The sequence below is a fragment of the Halobacteriovorax sp. RT-2-6 genome (assembly GCF_047085025.1).
Taxonomy (GTDB): Bacteria; Bdellovibrionota; Bacteriovoracia; order Bacteriovoracales; family Bacteriovoracaceae; genus Halobacteriovorax_A.
The window spans coordinates 296799-314888 of record NZ_JBKIYH010000001.1; the positions used below are offsets into that span (position 1 = coordinate 296799).

Below are 18090 nucleotides of genomic sequence, written 5' to 3' on the forward strand. Positions count from 1 at the left end.
TGACAGGTAAATGCTGGGATGTAGCTGATATCGTAAGATGAACAATTGGCACGGTTTGTGCTTAGTATATAGTAGTTGCCTCAGGCAGGATGCCACAGGCCTTTCTTTATATAAGATATATAAGATCAAAGAACTCAAGGATTGAGTATGCGACTTTTAGTACTTGCTTTGGCCGCCTTCAGTGCGGCCAATATTTCGGCCGATTTTATCATTAAATACAAAGATGGAAGTGTCGAAAAATCAAAAATTAATCCAAGCTCACAATTTTCTTCATTCGCTTTAAGTGACGACGTTGAATACGTGGAAGAAGATTTAAGGCTCTTTGCTAATGGTGGAGAGTACAACGACACTTACTATCCTAGTCAGTGGCACTTCACAAATTACCTCGACAATACTTTCTATCATGCACGAGAGTATGCAACTTCTGAAACAGATACGAGAGTTAATGTAGCAGTTATTGATACGGGGATAACAGACCATTTTGATCTAAATACAAATGTGGTAGGTGGTTATGATTTTATATCCGACTCTGATAATTCAAGAGATGGAGATGGCCGTGATGCAAATCCAAATGATGAAGGGGATTATGGCTCTGCTACTACTGCATGTAATTCTGGAACAAATGCATCAACGTGGCACGGTACACACGTAGCAGGAATTATTGGAGCAAGCTCTAATAATAGTTATGGTGTCGTTGGGGCCGCCAAAAACGTTAATTTAGTGCCACTTCGAGTTTTAGGAGCATGTGGTGGTCTTACTTCAGATATTGCTGATGCTCTGAGATGGGCCGCTGGCGGTAGTGTTTCCGGAGTCCCGGCCAATCCTTATCCTGCCCGTGTTGTAAATATGTCTTTAGGTGCACGTGGTAGTTGTAGTCGTTACATGCAAGAATCAATTGATTTTGCGCGCTCTAAAGGTGTTGTGGTTGTGGTTGCAACTGGAAATTCAAATGCAGACGCTTCTTTTTATACACCATCAAATTGCCGTGGAGTTTTAAGAGTAGGTGCCGTTGCAACAACACGTGCTCGCTCTTCCTATTCAAATTATGGCCGTATTGTCGATATTGCTGCTCCAGGGGATAGTATTCTATCGACTGTTAACAGTGGACAATCAACGCAAGGAACTGCTGTCTTTTCAAGAATGAATGGAACTTCAATGGCCGCTGGCTTTATATCAGCAACTGCCGCAATGATCTTTCAAGCAAATCCTTCTTTATATCCAGATCAGGTTAGAGATATCATCACAAGAACAGCTGTTGATTATTATTGCGATCGCAGCTCTTGTGCAAAAGGTGCTGTCGATGCATACGAGGCAGTATCTCTAGCATTTTCGACAACTCCTAATGCAAGTTTTCGTTATAACGATCCCGTTCTAGTAGGTGGAACAGCTGCTTTAAACGATAGCTATAGTAGTGGCAAAAGTGGTGGAGGAGCCTGCGGAACGATTGAAGATGTTAATAATAGTGGCAGCGGTGGAAATATGCTAGCTGGACTTCTTTTGATTATGGCAATTGTCGTAGCTCATCGTATTAAACTTATGAGGCCTTAACGGGACTGCATTCGACTTCAATATTATTGTCGACTATTTTACAACTATCAACTTTATAAATTTGAGCTCTCGAAGAGTGACCATCTAATTTAATAATGGCATTCCTTGGAATCTCTTCCTTTGTTAAAAGCTTTAAGTGTTTATGATCTTTTTCAACGACACGATAACCTTGAACAACATCACTTATTTCAAATACCTCTATAATATCTCGACCGAGTCTATTTTCATCATTGATTATTTTATTAATCTGGTTAATCACGACATCAAAGCCTTGTTGTTTGAGTACAAAGAGATCGATACCTTTGCGTGCGGCCTCCTCTATTACTTGGCTGTCATTTTCATTTGTTACTAAGATAAAACTCATTTCTTTATCGAGTAATGAGATCTCATCGTACAATTCAATTCCATCCATCTGTGGCATCATATAGTCGCAAATAATATAAAGCTTCTCTCCGCGATTAAGCTTAATTGTTTGTATATCTTCAATGGCCTTAAATGGATTAGTGTGAAAACGAACATGTGAGTTAAATGTGTTTTCGAGGCTAGTGGCAAGGAGCTTGGCAGTTTCGTAGCAGTCGTCAATAACCATGATATGCTTTTTCATAGGAACAGTATAATTGACTTAAGTGCTACCATAGGGATAAGTCGTCTAAATTTAGCTTAATTTAGATTAAGTAAGACGTTATTTAAACAGTCTGTAGGCCTATTAAGACCTACAGTGATACCTCTTGAATTTTGTAACCTTCACCGTAAACACTTCTGATGATAAAGTTAGAATTTTTGATCTTCTTTCTAATTGAACTTATATAAGTATCAATCATGCGATCGTTAACCTTATGATTATCAGGAGCGATATGATTGAGAATTTTCTCTCTCGCCAAAACATTTTGCTCATTTTTTAGAAGTAGATGAATTATTTTGAACTCTGAAGATGTAAAATGAATTCTTTCTCCACGTATTTTAACTTCTTGAGATGGGATATTAAGAGCAATGTCGCGGTAATTAATCACTTCAAGTGCATTCTCATTGTTAACAGACTTAAGAGTTGTGCTAATAATGCTTTTAACTTCTGAAGGCTCAAATGGTTTACTGATAAAGTTTATGCCACCAAGTTGATAACCAGTTACTCTTGTATTCACATTATTCTTTGAAGAAATGAAAACAATTGGTGTATCTTTAAGTTCATCATTCATTTTTAATTGCGAGCAAATTTCAAATCCTGATTCATTTTGTAATAGTATATCTAAGAGGATTAGGTCTGGCTTTTCTTGCCAGGCCGTCGCAATGGCCTCATCCTGATTACTTGCTTCAACGATATTATAATTACTTTCTAGTAGCGCCCTAAGCAGGTCTCTGATTTCTTGATCGTCATCGATTATTAATATTTTTTTCATGAATAACTCCTTTATATTCATGAATATAATGTATAAATATATCAAAAAATCTTCAGCTTAATTTAGGTAAACCTTATATAAAAATCTTAAACACTTGTTTTTAAATCTTCGTTATTTGCAAAGCTTTGAATATTATCAAAAATGAGCTTGGCCATATCAGAACGTGCAACATCATTTGCTGAACCAATATGTGGAAGAATGAAGATATTGGATAGTTCTCTTAAAGGAGAGTTACTACTTAGTGGCTCGTTACAAACAACGTCAAGTCCTGCCTGTGCTTCTTCATTATTTTTAAAGAAGTCATACATTGCATTTTCATTTATAATTTCACCTCTTGCCGTATTAATTAGAATTAAATCTTTCTTCATTAATTTAAAGGCATCGTGACTTAAAAGCTCATGTGTTGACTGAGTATATGGACAATGAATAGAGATGATATCACTTTCTTTTAAAAGTGTTTGAAGATCAACATAAGTTGCATTGCACTCATTTTCAATTTGATCTTTCTTGCTTGGGCCAGTGTAGAGAATCTTTTGGTTAAATGCGCCCTTACACATTTTTGCAAATTGAGTCCCAATTCTTCCTGCACCAATAATTCCATGTTTTAAATCAAATAAAGATTTTCCAATAAAGCCTGCTGGCTCCCATGTTTGCCATTCTTTATTAATTACATTTTGTCTTGCTGCTTCAACTTTTCGTGCACTACAAAGCATCAGTGCCATCGCAAGCTCTGCCGTGGCCTTTGTGAGAACATTTGGCGTGTTTGTGACAGCAATATTATTTTTTCTACAGTAATCAATATCTATATTATTAAAACCAACTGCATATTGAGAGATGAGTTTAAGTTTTGGAAGTTTTTCTAAAGTTTGTGCATCAAATTTATTGCTCAGCATTGAGATAATAACATCACAATCCTTTGCATTTTCGACTATGTCATCTTGAGTGATTGTTCCATGTTTTAAACGATCCCAAATTTTAACTTTATGGCCTTGTTCTTTTAAATCTTGGAATAGGGGACCTTTGATGACATCTGTCGCAAATATCGTTAAATGACGCATAACTTCCTCTGCTGTATTTGAGTTCTTTATACTATATAGTATTTGTTCTATGTAAGACGTTGTAAGCTATCTTCATTTTACATATGCAATCTACATTTTAAAATAGATAATAGAGCTTAAATTTAATCAAAATATATTTCATTGGAGGAAATTTTGAAAATATTAGCAAATATATTAGCAGTAGCACTTTTATCAAGTGCGACAAGTGCTGCAACAATCGCAATTATTGATTCTGGTACAGATATGATGCATGAGCAGATTGCTCCAAAAGCATGGATTAATGAATTAGAAATTCCTGGTAACGATCGAGATGAGGACCGTAATGGTTATCAAGATGATGTCTACGGTTGGAACTTTGCAGAAAGTAATAATCAAGTTATCGACTATAAGTACCTTGGTACTTTAAATGATGACATGGTTAAGTTCTTTGAGCTTCAAGAGAAGTCAATGAGAGGAACAATTACTGAAGAAGAGGTTACTTGGATAAGAACGATTGTAAAAGACGAAGACTTCATTAAGAGAATGACTGTGTATGGAAACTTTATGCACGGAACACACGTCGCTGGTATCTCTGCTGAAAAATCTGATGATGCTAAAATTCTTGCAGTTAAGCTTATTCCAACAGAGGTTAAGCTTCCTGGTCAAAAAATTGCTGTTAATTCATTCTTAGGTGGATTTGTTGAAAAACTAATTAAGGCAGGAATTGATCAACTTGCAAAAGCACAGACTTCAACATTTAACGAAATTGCTTATTATATCGCAGACCATGGAGCACGTGTTGCAAATGGCTCTTTTGGTACAGGTTACCCACAAGCAAAAATGATTGTTGAAACTGTAATGAAGACTTTTTCAAAGAAAGAACCAAATCCAGAAACGGTTGATATGTATGCGAAGTACTTTCTAAGTGCTCTTGTTAAAAACTCTCAATCAATGCTTCAGGCTGCTCCAAATACATTATTCGTTTTTGCAGCAGGTAATGATGGCCTTGATAATGATGTTTTCCCAACTTCACCAACAAATATTCAAGGTGATAATGAAATCTCTGTCGCTGCAACAATTGATTACGATCAACTAGCTCCATTTTCTAACTACGGTGCGAAGATGGTTGATGTTGCTGCTCCTGGTGTAGGAATTCTTTCTAGTGCTCCAGGAAATAAATACATTAAAGTATCAGGAACATCTCAAGCAGCTCCATATGTTGCTGGTGTTGCAGGTAAGGTATTTGATATTAATCCTGAACTGACGCCGCTACAAGTAAAGAGAATTATTCTTGAAACAGTTGATGTAAAAGGCTTCCTTGCTGGAAAGGTAAAAACATCAGGTGTTGTGAACTCTGAGCGTGCACATCGTGCTGCTGTTTTATCTCTAACAGTTTCAGTTGATAATGCAATTGCATCAGCGAAAAATGAAGTTTTAGATATGGAGTCACCTCGTCTTGAAAAAGGTGTAAAGAAGCCTATTTATATTAAAGGCTCAATTCTTCCACTTCCATCTAACTTTGTTATGTCAAAGTAAATTAATAAAAAGGCCGCTTTAAGCGGCCTTTCTTTTTCTTATAATGTTTCTTTTAATTCTTGTATTGTGCCTCTTTTGGCCGTTCCAAAATCCGGAGTCTTTCCCTTTTGCTCAAGCTCTTTTTTCTTAAGTCCTTTCATGTAGACGACAAGACTTAATTGATTTTTACGAGTAGGGTCTTCTATTTGATTGATGAATGTTTGTACTAAATCAAAGCCATACATTGCAGGCTTGCCCATCACAAGGTTTACATCCCATTCAATTCCTTGCTTGTCTTCATTAGGATTTGTTTCATAAGAGTATTGAATAAGTTCCGTACAAACGAAACGAGAATACGAATTTCCATTGAATGAATAATCATACTTCTTTCCAATACTTTTAAATGTACGCTCTAGTGCAAGCGCCTTATCTTTCTTTGTTAGGTTAGGTCGAAGAATAACCAAATTATCCCAGGCCATTGATGGACCTAGTTCCATAAAAACAACACCTGGCTTGAGTCCTTCAAGTGTTACATATGGCCTACCCTGTTTTTCACTATCTTCATATTCTTTCATAGACTCAGGATATTTCTCTTTTAAATACGACATATAGTCCTGGCATTTCATGAATTCGCTAACGCACCTTTTTGCAAAAACTTCATTTGTTTCTATATCGTCTTTAAAGTAATTATTAAATTTAGAATACTTTCCAATAAACATTAGGCCATGGGTCCAGTTACCTTTAAATACAAGATTAGATAACTTTCCATATCGTTGGATTGCACCAACGTCTCCTGGTTCAAATTCTGCCTCAGAAATTTTCTTGAGCTCATCGACTTTTATTGCATGCTTAATAGGCAGGGCAATATAGCTAAAACTTTTTAAAATAAATTCTTTAATATTGTAGAAAATTGTATAGCGGCCAGCATTCCAACTTGTTTCTCTAAGTAAGCTTTTAAATGAAGTTAGCTCTTGGCGAGATTCTTCAATATCATTTTCAATATCTTCAACAAGAAGCTTTAGGCCCTTATCGTTACCTGCAAGCTTTAACACTTCATCGTCGAGATTGTGAAAATCTGTGATTGTCGCAGCTTTAATGTATCTCAGTTGATAGCGATTATAAGGAGCTGAGATATGATTTCTGCCTGTCTGATTATTTACACGATTGGAGTCGCTTAATTGACGTTTTGTTTCTTTGAAATCTGCTTCAAAATGTTTCGACTCGTAATTTATATCTTCAAAGTCATCTGAAAAGACTGAGATAAAGTTTTCACCTGACATCATCATGTAGTTCATAAGTGACAGCATTGCTTTGTACTTGGAAGTACGAATTCTTATAAGCTCTAGTGCCTTGGCGTTATTTTTCTTTCTTATATGATGAGTGATTTTTTCTACTGCTTCATCATGTACATGTAGTAAGTAGTCGAGTTGTTCGTAGGCCGCTATTAATTCCAGTCTCTCGTGGTAGCGAACAATATAACGTGGAGTAAAAGTCGTTTGATAGGCAATGTCTTTTGTCTCATAAACGAAGTCCATCAAAGCAGCTTGAAGCTGCTTATCATATGAGGCCGCAGACTTTTGAAAGTCTAAACTATTATATTCTTTTGCCTTAATTGTTAAAGGCAGTGACGAGGCAATTAGTAGCGATATAAATAGAGTTTTCATTCTCTCTTTATAGCAAATTTATTTGAATAGCAGCTTTGGCCTGTAAAGCTTACAGACCAAGTATTAATAGGTTAGTCACTTACCATTCGTGATGACATTGTGGCGGTAAAGCCCATTAATCCAGTTACTTACATCACTTTTGTAGTTATTTGAGAACCTGCGATCACTTAGGCCTCCTGGTAAGACTGTGTAGACGTCTGCTTGATTGTGGTCAGTAACCATTTTCCATGAAGGTACAAAAGAAGTCGTCCTACCATGGGCCTCATAGACTGCCCCTTGGGTAATGGTCGATCGGTTGCCTGGTATTTCAACATTATCAATATCAAAGCCTAGGAAAGCAGGGAGTTTTCCATCAAATAAAATATGCTTCATCTTATAACGATTCTTATCTCCCCAGCGCATATTCTTTGGTGCTTGGAGTTGACTTTTTTCTAGTGCTTTTTGAATATAGTGTTCTTTTTCTTTTTTATCTTTAAACCAAATATGGTCAATATCATTTGTTAGGAAAATACGATCAAATAAACCGTAGAAGTCAGCGATAATTGACGTTTCATCCATACAATAAGTTGTGACTTGTTCTCCTAGAAGGTGATCACTAAAGAAGTCTTTAAGTAGGGTGCGATAGAAATCTTCAAATAAAGTTGCTTCACAATTGTCGACATCATAGTTGCGCTTCCAATTTATTAGGCGTTGGCCTATCTCATTCTTTTCAAAGACTGAATGAAAAACGTTAATATAAAGATCTGCTTGTCTTGAGAATGTGTCAGATTGCATCTTTTTAAACATTTCAACGTTATGATCTTTGTTGCCAATCAATAGCTCTTCAATTCTATCTTTTCGATAAGATGCCATCGGCGCATTGATGGCCGTAGGGAATTGTTCATGCTGAATTCGATTATTAGCAGTTGCAATTATTTTAATATCAGGGTTTTTGTAATGATATAGTTGATTGCCTTCATGATAACCTTGCCAGATATTTTGCTTAAAATAACCTTCAACAGGGTATAGGCCAGAATGGGCCCTCTTTGGAAGTACTCCAGATTGATGGTAACCAATATTTCCGCTTGAATCTGATAATAGCCAATTACAGCTAATGGCCACATTAGAAACACATGCGAATAAATCATCGACATTTTTTGCGTAGAGAAGATCTATGATGGCCTTTAGTGTTTTTGCGCCACCTCTTTTTCGACATGACCACGCCATCGATAAGTAGTGTCCATCAGTTATGCTCTCTAGCTCACTATTGACTTCAAGAAAGCCAGCATGAGTTTCACGCATATATATTTCAACATCTTCTTTCTTCTTTCTTTTAATGAGATCTCTTCTTATTTTGAAATCAAATAGGTTTGATTCAAAACGATACTTATTGTCACGGACCTCTTCAATGAAGTGATCTACCATATCCATGAAGCCGTATGTGAAAGAAAAGGCCGTATCATCACTTCTTCCCATAACAAATCCTGGTACACCAGGCATAGAAATACCAAAAAAGTTACCAACATTTTTTATATTGGCCTTCATTTCATACCAAATTGCAGGAAGTCGATTACATTCTAAATGCGGGTCACAGGCATGTATTGCATGTCCCTGCATATTTGAAACCCAGTTATTTGAAGCTTGAATCTTTGGAATGTTTTTTAAAAATTTATAACTTTCAGGAATAAGTGGATTGTAGATTCTAACTTTATTAACAAGATTAACTTCACTATCTGTAATTGTATCAAGAGCACCTTTGGCCAGTGACTTAATTCTTTCGACCTGTGTTTGTTGATCGTTTTTGTCGTCTAATTTTTGCGCGTTCTGTAGTAATTGAATAATTAATTTCTCTAGATCCTGTTGCCCTTGGGCCAGTCCTAGAAAGCTCATTGCTTTAATTGTTAGGATTGTATCACTTATTGTCCACGCACTTGGTTTATGGCCAAGAATTTTGAATTCAAAGGGATAAGCTTCGTGAATGGCCTTATTTATCCCATCTACATAGTGTGTTAATAAGCTATTTGTTTCTTCATCAATATTTTGTACTTCTTCTTTAGCATAGTGATTAATACCCAACTCACGCATATACTTATCAATTGCAAAAGTTTCCTCACTATCTTTAATGCACTCACACAAACGACCTTGTGCGATTAGACGCAACATCTCCATTTGCATTAAACGATCTTTGCCGTGATAGTAACCTTGAGCGAAGAGAAAAGAGTTGACGCTCTCGCATGAAATCTGTCTAGTGACATTATCTAAAACATCTGAGGTATAATCTAAATTAGGTTTTTCCATATATTAATAATGACACGTTTAGCGTTTCCTAAAAAGGAATTTTTTAGGATATAATATGTAAAATTACATTCAAGGATTATTTTATGACGACAATTGATCAAGGCGTAGATCACTCGAAGATTCCAGATTTAGAACACAGAAATTTTAGAAATGATGACTTTTGGAAACAAATTCCTGCTTGGGAAAATGTTACTAGAGGTGAGTTCTCAGATCATATGTGGCAACTTAAGAATTCGATTCGAAAAATTGACCAAGTTAAAAAAGTTCTTGGTGATAAAATTTCAGATGAGTTTTTTGAAGACCTAAAGCAAGGTCAACATATAACTCCAATGAATATTCGTATCACTCCATATGTATTTGCATTAATTGATTGGGATGACCCTGTAAACTGTCCTTTAAGAAAGCAATTCCTTCCTATTGGATCTCAATTCCTAGAAGATCACCCAATGCATATGGCCGACTCTTTAAGTGAAGATGTCGACTCACCAGTTCCAATGCTAACTCACCGCTATCCAGATAAGGTCCTTTTTCTACCACTAACAATTTGTCCAGTTTACTGTGCTTATTGTACACGCTCTCGTGTTATTGGTGGCTCTACTGAGACAGTTGAAAAAGAATCATATGGTGCAAATCAGAAGCATTGGGATAATGTATTTGCATACCTTGCAGCTCACCCAAAAGTTGAGGATGTTGTTATCTCTGGAGGGGATGCATTCATGCTTAACCCTAAGCAGATTCAATACATTGGTGAAAACTTATTAAAGATCCCTCATATTCGTCGTATTCGTTATGCTACGAAAGGGATTGCAATTTTTCCACAAAAGATCTTAACAGATGATGCGTGGATGGAAGCGCTTATTAAGGTTAATAACCTTGCCAAGGGTTTTGGAAAACAAATGATGATTCATACTCACTTTTCTTCTCCACTTGAAATTACGAAATGGTCTCAAATGGCCATGGAACGTCTTTTTAGCGAAGGCATCCTTGTTCGTAACCAGGCCGTACTTCAAGAGGGCGTAAATAATCATGTTGATACGATGGTTCTATTAACTCGTAAGCTTGGTTATATGAATATTCAGCCGTATTATGTTTATATGCACGATATGGTACCTGGTTGTGAGCACTTCAGAACAACTCTTGCTGAAGGTGAAGAGCTAGAAAAGGCCGTTCGTGGTACGACTGCTGGTTTCAATACTCCTACTTTTGTATGTGACCTTCCTGGAGGTGGTGGAAAACGCCATGTTGCTTCTTATGAGTACTATGATCAAGAAAATGGAATCTCTGTTTGGCGAGCACCTTATGTTAAGCCAGATAAGTTATTCACTTATTTTGATCCGATTCATAAATTAGCACCAGATGCTAGGGATCGATGGAAAGATGCGGCCACACGTAAGGCCATGATTGACGAAGCAATCGCTAAAGTTAAGTAAAAGTTAAGTAAAAGCTAAGTATCTAATATTACACTTGTGTGTGGCATTAAGTTGGCACACGCAAGTTATTGATTTTCCGAATTTTGTACCTAAAATTAAAGATTTATATTCTGCTTGAGTAAATTACTCATTATTCCGATAAAATATATATAAATTTAATCTTAAGGGAATTAAGAGGGAAATATGTTTCGTCTCATAATATTATTCACATTCACTACCTTGTTCAACTTTCATACCTATGCTTCAAATGATATGGCCAAGCTTGCTACTGAAGAAGCGAAAAAGCTAGAGACAATTGTTGGCAAGGGAAAAGAAATCGATAAGAAAGCTTTAAAAGCTTATATGAAAGAAAACCTTGATGGCACTAGTGATGAATATATTCAATTTCTCATTGATAAAGTAAAGAAAAAGCCCGTAAACACTCGTGCTAGAGAATTATCTCTTCTAATTTATACAGAAGCAAAATTTATTCCAAAAGGTGGCCCATGTTATTCACCAACTAATCAATGTGTGAAAGGTACAGTATGTGGACTTCCTCTTTATTCAAATTCAAAACATGTTTATGAGAAGTGTCTGGTTTCAAAAAAAGAAAATCAAGCTTGTTCTCCTTTAGAAGACTTTTGTGAGTCTGGCTCATGCAAGAAGATGAAGCGTCTTACAAATATCAATACTTGTAGTATTGAAAAAGACTCTTGTTCAAAAGATAGCGAATGTTGTTCAAATTCATGTGATAAGACTAGAAAAGTATGTCGTGCAAATTATAAGTGTTCAAGTTGTTTCAGTGTTGGTCAACGACCTGATAAAGGCGGTGAGTGTTGTGAGTCTCTATTTAAAAACTCAAATGGAGTTTGTGCTCCAATTCTACCAACATTCTCAAAGCTGATGAATTTATTAATTCCTAGCGCCCATGCCTTTGGTAATGCAGGTGATTCATCAGAGATTCAATCTAAGGTCTCTACTCTTAAGTCAAAATTGAGTGCTTTACTATCAAATAATCAGGTCACAAGCTCTAGAGCTAGTACATATATGGCAACTGTTGATAGTGAGTACAATTCATGTTTATCAAAACCTGAAAGAGTATATGATAATGATGCTCCAACTCGTTACCCTCGTAAGGAATGTTTTGAGCAGCTATACGTTGGTGTCTCAACAGAGTACTCTCATCAACAACAAGTTGCTGCAAAAACAAGTGAGGCCACTAAATTACTAGATCACTTTAAAGAAGAGACGCAGGCAAATCCAAAGCATCCTCAAAACTCAAGTGATGCCTTTAATAAATTTGCGGCCCCATATCAAAATGCTATTGTTTCTTGTGCCAATAAGGGTACTCCTCTCGGTTCAGACCATAGCACTCGTATGAAACTTGTTAATCAATGTATTGATAACGCTAAGATTACTATTAATGATGGAGTCGTAGAGGCAAATTATATTTCAATGATGACAGGGAAGGAGACAACTGACCCTGACTACACTCTTTATAATGGACATCAAAATGCTTCACCTCTATTTGAAGATGTTTACGTCTCAGATATGAAGTCTTGTCGTGTAAATCTATTTGGTGACTTTTTATCTGCTCAGTCAAATGACTACTTTGAAGTTATGATGATGATGTATGCAATGGACTATACTACTGGTGGTAAGGACGAAGGTGACTTCTTTCATATTAAGTCTCAGTACAATACATATCGTCCTGCTAGTGGAAGTTATACTGGAACAGACAACCAACCGTATAATTGGAATATTCAAACGAATTCAATGCGTGGATTTAATTTTTCTCGCTTCGATCCCTCTATCGTAGGACGTGGTAAACCGCTGTGGGATGAATTTGATTACACTGTGGGTGAAGAGGCCTTAAAAGAGATCACAAATTATATTGAAGATTTACCAAAGAATGAAAAGAAAATATTCCTTCACTTATTCTATAACGGAAAGCTTACACCAGAAGCACGTAATAATATTGTAAATTACTACATGAAAGACGATGCAAAGTTTCTTGAAACTTTTGATGGCAATGATCCTAAGTCTGGTGCTGGACGCTATAATATTCGCGATGTGGTTCGTTTTGAGGCCATTAAGTATAAGCACTCTCAATTTAAGCTCTATTCTGTTTTAAAGAAAAGATCTCTTGAGATGATGTGTCGTTGTGTTGATACTGTAGGGCCGATGAGTCCAGAAGACTGGCTTCAGCCAGATGTTGAGGCCAATTACCTTGCTAATTGTAATGGGTTAGGAAAGTATGACACTTACGTTTTAAATAATGAAAAAGAAGTTTGTGATGAGACTGGTGGAAACTGTAAGAAGGTTTCTGATAAAGACTATATGCAAACAATCACAGAAAAAGAAAAGCAAGGTGTTGAGGCCCTTGGTGGTGAGTCCGCTGTTGAAGAAAACTCTCTAGGAAATGCTGTTGTTAAAAATGATGGATATTCTCTTAGAGATAGAGAACAAGACTATTTTGTGCAAACCCTAGATCAAGTAACTGCTTGTATTGGAAGTGGTGAGTGTACAAAATCTTCTCGTTACGGAGAGTTTGTTCAAAATGGTAAGGTTACTTTTACAGATGCAAGAAAAGAGACAGCAAAAGGCCATGGTATGGACTTTACTCTCTTTTTACGTGATATGGCCCTGATGAAGATTAAGGCCATTGAAGATGCAACTCTACAAAATATTAGCGCTGGTACGGCCCTTTTTGAATACACTGTGCAGTGGCTTAAGGAATACAATTGGAATTACATCAAATACAATGGAAAGAGGTACACTCTTGGTAAGAAGTGTCTCTATCCTGTATGTTGGATTATGAAGCTAATGAAGTTCTTTGGACTCCATAAGAATAGTCTTATTGGAAATCTCGTAAATATCACAACAGGTGGGATACTATTTGGTAGTGACTACGATGTTGATCTTGACCCTGAAAGAGGGCCAGAAAATATTTGTGGACCAAGAACCAGCTCGACTTGGAAGATTGCACGCGTTCCAGTCGGCCGAAAATACAAGATTAAATGTATGAGTTTTCACTCCCAGAATAATGATGTCTGTAATAAGGAACTTGCTGCAGGTGCTTGTACGAGAAATACTTATGCTAAAAAAGAGGGAAGTGTTGCACTTAAACTACTAGATCCGTTCTTACCAGATATGTCGAGCCTGTATTCGACAAATTATACTTCACGCACAAAGATTCCATTTAATGCTGGAAAGAATGATATCCACAATTACTATGTGTTTAATGATCGAATCACAAATTTCTATCGTGACCATGCAAGAGGCTATTTCTTATCGACTCTTGTTTCAGAAGATAATGGTGATGAAAAAGAAACTGAAGACCGTAGAAGAATGGCCGATGAATTTGCCCAATATGCTTATCGTTACCATTTTTATGCGCCAAAGGTGAGTCGTCTTGACTACTATATAACACCTGGTCTTATTCCGTACTTTGAAATGTTAATTGCAAAACTTAATAATTTCATGGGACAAACACTAGCAAACCTTTCTGGAACGGCAGCATATGCTTTAAAAATGCATAATTACTATCATACTGTTAACGACGGTATTAATGCTTCCACTAATGTTGAGCGCAAGCAAACACACCGTGGTATTCCAGATGTTCAATTAAATAATGGATTTGGCCAGTTTACAAATTGGTTAGGTGGTTTTAGTACTGCAGGCGTTAAATTTGCTGATGCACTTAAGGGTGAAAAAACTCTTGATTCGACAGTTAGTGGAAAACTTCAAACAGGTGGAAATTCAACTAACTCAGCTATTTCTCGTTTAAGTAATGGTATTAGAAAGCAGCTTGATCGCAATGCTAAGAGACGTAAAGATACACAACTAATGAAAGACACCCTTGCAAAACGTGGTAAGAGTGGTGAATTTGCTTCTCTTCAAAGAATTGCAGATAAAAGAAGTGCTGAGCATAACTCAAACCTTTCTTCACTTACAGATTCTTTCCTTAATTCAACTCTAGGACGTTCAGCGGCATCTCGTATTAAAAATCGTATGGCCAATCAGGGCCGTGGTGATGGAAGTCTATCTGGTGAAGGTTATACTCAAGGGGAAATCAATCCAGATGCACTCTCTTCAAACTCTAAGAACGCACGCGCAGCAAAAGGATATGGAGCTGGAAGTGGTGGCGATGGCCTAAATGGTTCAGGTGGCGCTGGTACGGATGGTATCGGAGCTGATGGATCAATTGCTGCAATTTCATTTGATAACCTTGATGAGACTGACGGACTTTTTGATATGGATGATGGTGCGATGGTTATGCTTGGTGATCAAAAGATGACTGCAGGCCAACTTAAAAATTATATTTCAAATATTAAAGATAAGCGCCAGCGCCAAAACCTTTTTCAAAGAGATGATAAGGAGTGGGAGCGTGAAGGTGTAACCCTATTTGAACTGATTTCTCAACGCTATCAAGAATCTGCATTTCCAAAAATGCTCAAATAAAAAAGGCCGCGATAAGCGGCCTTCTTTTTTAATCTTTCAGTATTATGATCCTGCAATCATTAAATCTTTGAAAAGAATTTTTGGTGTAAAGAATGAGTGGTCACTCGATTCTTCAAGCTTGTCACCAATTAGCTCAATTTCACTTAGCATTTTAAAGAAGTTACCACTAACTGTTACATCTTTAAAATAACCTTCAATTTCACCGTTATTCCATACACGCCCACTTACACCTAGTGAGAATTCACCACTAATTGGTCTAATCCCACTGTGAAGGCCCTGAGCTGTTAGGATTTCGACATAACGTCTAGAATTAAATTCGTCTTTTGTATTTGTACCAGCTTCAATGATGAAGTTTGAAGTCGTTGCTCCTAGTGCAGACTTCGCTCCACGAGTGGCACAGAAGTTATTGGCAAGACCTAGCTCTTTTGCTGTGGCACTATTGTGTAGAAACTGGGCAAGTTTACCATTTTCTAAAAGAGTATTTACTTGTTTCTTTTTTCCCTCTCCATCAAATGGACAAACACTATAACCACCAACGTAGAAAGGGTCGTCTTTAAATGTTAGGCGAGAGTCAGCAACTAATTCTCCTAGCTTGTCACGCCATGGATTTGACTTATCGATGGCCGCACGTGCACTAAATAGAAGCATAAAGCTTGAAAGAATATTATCAAATAAATCAATTTCAAAATTTACGTCATAGTCACCAGTTTTAATTTGTTTAGCATCGATGAAATTATTTGCTACTTCTAGCGAGCTATTGATGACCTTATCATAGTCAAGATCCCTAAAGTCTCTCTTGGTATCTGCTAGGTAGTGCATAGCATTTTTATCTCCCTTTTTAACAAGGGCCGAAGTATATGCTGTGTATGCCTTTGATTGATGAGTACAAAGAACACCTTTTGAGTTACCAATGGCAAAGTTTGAAACACCTTCTGCAATCCCGTTATAAGGAGCACTTTGGCAATTTTCATCACGACGCCTTACTTCTGATTCTAGATAGAGAGACTTTTCAATCATCTCATTTGCATCTGGTGTGTGAGCGATATTCACACTAGGATTAGCGTCATCGAGAGAGATTCCTTCTTCGATTATTTGGTGCTCATCTATCTTTGAGAACTTTGAGTTTTGAGAAGCATTGTATAAGGTTGTGCGAATCGCTTCGTCACTTAAGTCCTCTGTAAAACTTAGTCCGATTCTTTGATCCTTTACAACTCGTACTCCAAGAGCTCCAGTATTTGACTTCTTATATTCACTTAATTCACCTTGTTCGGCCTTAAGTGAAAATGACTCAGATCCTGAGATGATAACGTCAACGTTATCGATTCCCATATCCTTTGCCATATTAAGGGTGCGGTTAATATAGTCTTTTTGTAGCTCTGTTTTATTCTTACTCATTATTTACCTCCACCCACAAGAATTTCATCAACTTTAAGGGCAGGTTGTCCAACTGTTGTGTTTACTCCACCTGAAATTGAACCACAAACACCGGCCGCAAAATCAAGGTTATCTGAAACCATTGATATTTGCTTTAAAGCATCTGGGCCTGTTCCAATTAGAGTGGCCCCTTTTACAGGATCTCCAATTTTTCCATTCTTAATTTCGTAACCTTCGATAACAGAGAAGTTAAATTCACCTGTACCAGGACTTACTGAACCACCACCCATTTGAGCACAGTAGATACCGTGATCAATTGAAGCGATCATGTCCTCAAACTTATCCTTTCCTGCCTCAATATATGTATTTCTCATACGAGAAGTAGGAGCGTATTTATAGTTTTCACGACGGCCAGAACCAGTACGTTCATAACCAGTCTTCATAGAACCCATTTTATCAACCATAAAGCTTGTAAGCTTACCGTCTTTAATAAGTTGAGTCTTTTGTGTCTTCATTCCTTCATCATCGATATTGATTGAACCCCAGTAGTTTTGATTAGTACCATCATCAACGGCACTAACTACACTAGAGGCAATCATTTGATCCATCTTATCCCAGAAAACAGAAGCTTTTTTAGCAACTGAAGTAGTTTCTAGTAAGTGACCACAAGCTTCGTGGAAGATAACGCCACCAAAACCATTATCAATAACTACTGGCATTTTCCCAGCTGGACATGGCTTTGCCTTAAGCTTAGTTAAAACTTCTTTTGCCAGTTTTTCCGAAATATACTTAGGGTCTTGACCTTGAATGAACTCCCACCCAAGCATCGCTCCTGGAGAGTATCCTGCACTATCTTGAATCGTTCCGTCAGATGCAATACAAGACGCTCTAAGGCGTACATAGTTTCTCTCATCTGTTACGTGAAGTCCTTCGGAGTTGAAAATTTCAACCTCTTGGAAGCGTTGACTCGTTCCAATTGGAACCTGTGTGATCTTATCTGTTGTCCCTCTCGTCATACGATCGATCTCTAGAAGCAGAGGAATCTTTTGGTCAAGGGAGATGTTATTTTTTAGCCCTGTTTGAACGAAGTGATTTTGAATTGGCTTTTCAAAATTAAAGCTCGTTGAAGTGACAATCGGATCACGAAGATCTTTTGCACTTAAAGAAGAGACAATATCGAGTAATTCTTCTTTATTTGTTGAATTTGTATAACCGTAGAGAACTTTTGTTCCATAAAATAAACGGATACCAATTCCGAAGTTAATTCCGTTTTCAATATTTTCAACATTCGAACTCTTAATGCTGATTGATTCAAACGTTTGGCGATCGACAAAAATTTCTGCAAAGTCAGCGCCGCGAAGAAGTGCGTAGTCGATAACTTCCTTTGCAATTGTACTATCTAACATCA

11 protein-coding genes are annotated in these 18090 nt (G+C 37.0%); 4 read left to right on the plus strand and 7 right to left on the minus strand.

What is annotated here, in order from left to right; all coding sequences use genetic code 11:
- The first annotated feature begins 147 nt into the window (after nt 1-147).
- Nucleotides 148-1548: a S8 family peptidase gene (locus tag ACMAYS_RS01360; protein WP_103217199.1), complete on the plus strand. Its 1401-nt coding sequence runs from the start codon at nt 148-150 to the stop codon at nt 1546-1548.
- Here the strand turns inward: ACMAYS_RS01360 and ACMAYS_RS01365 are convergent.
- The 3 genes from ACMAYS_RS01365 to ACMAYS_RS01375 all read right to left on the minus strand — a co-directional run bounded on the left by ACMAYS_RS01365 (nt 1535) and on the right by ACMAYS_RS01375 (nt 4000).
- On the minus strand, nt 1535-2152 hold the full coding sequence (locus tag ACMAYS_RS01365; RefSeq protein WP_103217200.1) for a response regulator: 618 nt from the start codon (nt 2150-2152) through the stop codon (nt 1535-1537). The genes ACMAYS_RS01360 and ACMAYS_RS01365 overlap by 14 nt on opposite strands.
- A gap of 109 nt (nt 2153-2261) precedes the next feature.
- On the minus strand, nt 2262-2942 hold the full coding sequence (locus ACMAYS_RS01370; protein WP_158246814.1) for a response regulator transcription factor: 681 nt from the start codon (nt 2940-2942) through the stop codon (nt 2262-2264).
- Nucleotides 2943-3028: 86 nt separating this feature from the next.
- Complete coding sequence (locus ACMAYS_RS01375; protein ID WP_412462586.1) at nt 3029-4000, minus strand: 2-hydroxyacid dehydrogenase; 972 nt, start codon at nt 3998-4000, stop codon at nt 3029-3031.
- A 153-nt stretch (nt 4001-4153) separates the two neighbouring features.
- Between ACMAYS_RS01375 and ACMAYS_RS01380 the strand changes: the two genes are divergently transcribed.
- Complete coding sequence (locus tag ACMAYS_RS01380) at nt 4154-5515, plus strand: S8 family serine peptidase (RefSeq protein ID WP_412462587.1); 1362 nt, start codon at nt 4154-4156, stop codon at nt 5513-5515.
- 38 nt (nt 5516-5553) lie between these two features.
- Here ACMAYS_RS01380 and ACMAYS_RS01385 read toward each other — a convergent pair whose 3' ends face one another.
- Nucleotides 5554-7158 (minus strand): hypothetical protein, encoded by a 1605-nt coding sequence (locus ACMAYS_RS01385; RefSeq protein WP_392991986.1) that lies wholly within the window; start codon nt 7156-7158, stop codon nt 5554-5556.
- Between the two features lie 75 nt (nt 7159-7233).
- On the minus strand, nt 7234-9435 hold the full coding sequence (locus ACMAYS_RS01390) for a penicillin acylase family protein (protein WP_103217205.1): 2202 nt from the start codon (nt 9433-9435) through the stop codon (nt 7234-7236).
- A gap of 83 nt (nt 9436-9518) precedes the next feature.
- Here ACMAYS_RS01390 and ACMAYS_RS01395 point away from each other — a divergent pair, with 83 nt between their 5' ends.
- Nucleotides 9519-10865, plus strand: coding sequence for a KamA family radical SAM protein (locus tag ACMAYS_RS01395; protein ID WP_392991982.1), 1347 nt, complete (start codon nt 9519-9521; stop codon nt 10863-10865).
- Between the two features lie 183 nt (nt 10866-11048).
- Entirely contained in the window at nt 11049-15308 is a 4260-nt protein-coding gene (locus tag ACMAYS_RS01400) for a hypothetical protein (protein ID WP_412462588.1), read from the plus strand.
- A 42-nt stretch (nt 15309-15350) separates the two neighbouring features.
- On the opposite strand, the gene ACMAYS_RS01405 is transcribed toward ACMAYS_RS01400, so the two are convergent.
- The gene (locus ACMAYS_RS01405; protein WP_412462589.1) at nt 15351-16703 is read right to left on the minus strand and encodes a TldD/PmbA family protein; all 1353 of its coding nucleotides are present in this window, start codon (nt 16701-16703) and stop codon (nt 15351-15353) included.
- Nucleotides 16703-18088, minus strand: coding sequence for a TldD/PmbA family protein (locus tag ACMAYS_RS01410; RefSeq protein ID WP_412463088.1), 1386 nt, complete (start codon nt 18086-18088; stop codon nt 16703-16705). The genes ACMAYS_RS01405 and ACMAYS_RS01410 overlap by 1 nt, the downstream gene beginning before the upstream one ends.
- Between the last annotated feature and the right edge of the window lie 2 nt (nt 18089-18090).

What these genes read in the sequence shown, in the direction of transcription:
- ACMAYS_RS01405 (WP_412462589.1), bottom strand. Translation starts at nt 16,703, where the DNA reads ATGAGTAAGAATAAAACAGAGCTACAAAAAGACTATATTAACCGCACC.
- ACMAYS_RS01410 (WP_412463088.1), bottom strand. Translation starts at nt 18,088, where the DNA reads ATGTTAGATAGTACAATTGCAAAGGAAGTTATCGACTACGCACTTCTT.
- ACMAYS_RS01370 (WP_158246814.1), bottom strand. Translation starts at nt 2,942, where the DNA reads ATGAAAAAAATATTAATAATCGATGACGATCAAGAAATCAGAGACCTG.
- ACMAYS_RS01365 (WP_103217200.1), bottom strand. Translation starts at nt 2,152, where the DNA reads ATGAAAAAGCATATCATGGTTATTGACGACTGCTACGAAACTGCCAAG.
- ACMAYS_RS01400 (WP_412462588.1), top strand. Translation starts at nt 11,049, where the DNA reads ATGTTTCGTCTCATAATATTATTCACATTCACTACCTTGTTCAACTTT.
- ACMAYS_RS01375 (WP_412462586.1), bottom strand. Translation starts at nt 4,000, where the DNA reads ATGCGTCATTTAACGATATTTGCGACAGATGTCATCAAAGGTCCCCTA.
- ACMAYS_RS01395 (WP_392991982.1), top strand. Translation starts at nt 9,519, where the DNA reads ATGACGACAATTGATCAAGGCGTAGATCACTCGAAGATTCCAGATTTA.
- ACMAYS_RS01360 (WP_103217199.1), top strand. Translation starts at nt 148, where the DNA reads ATGCGACTTTTAGTACTTGCTTTGGCCGCCTTCAGTGCGGCCAATATT.
- ACMAYS_RS01390 (WP_103217205.1), bottom strand. Translation starts at nt 9,435, where the DNA reads ATGGAAAAACCTAATTTAGATTATACCTCAGATGTTTTAGATAATGTC.
- ACMAYS_RS01385 (WP_392991986.1), bottom strand. Translation starts at nt 7,158, where the DNA reads ATGAAAACTCTATTTATATCGCTACTAATTGCCTCGTCACTGCCTTTA.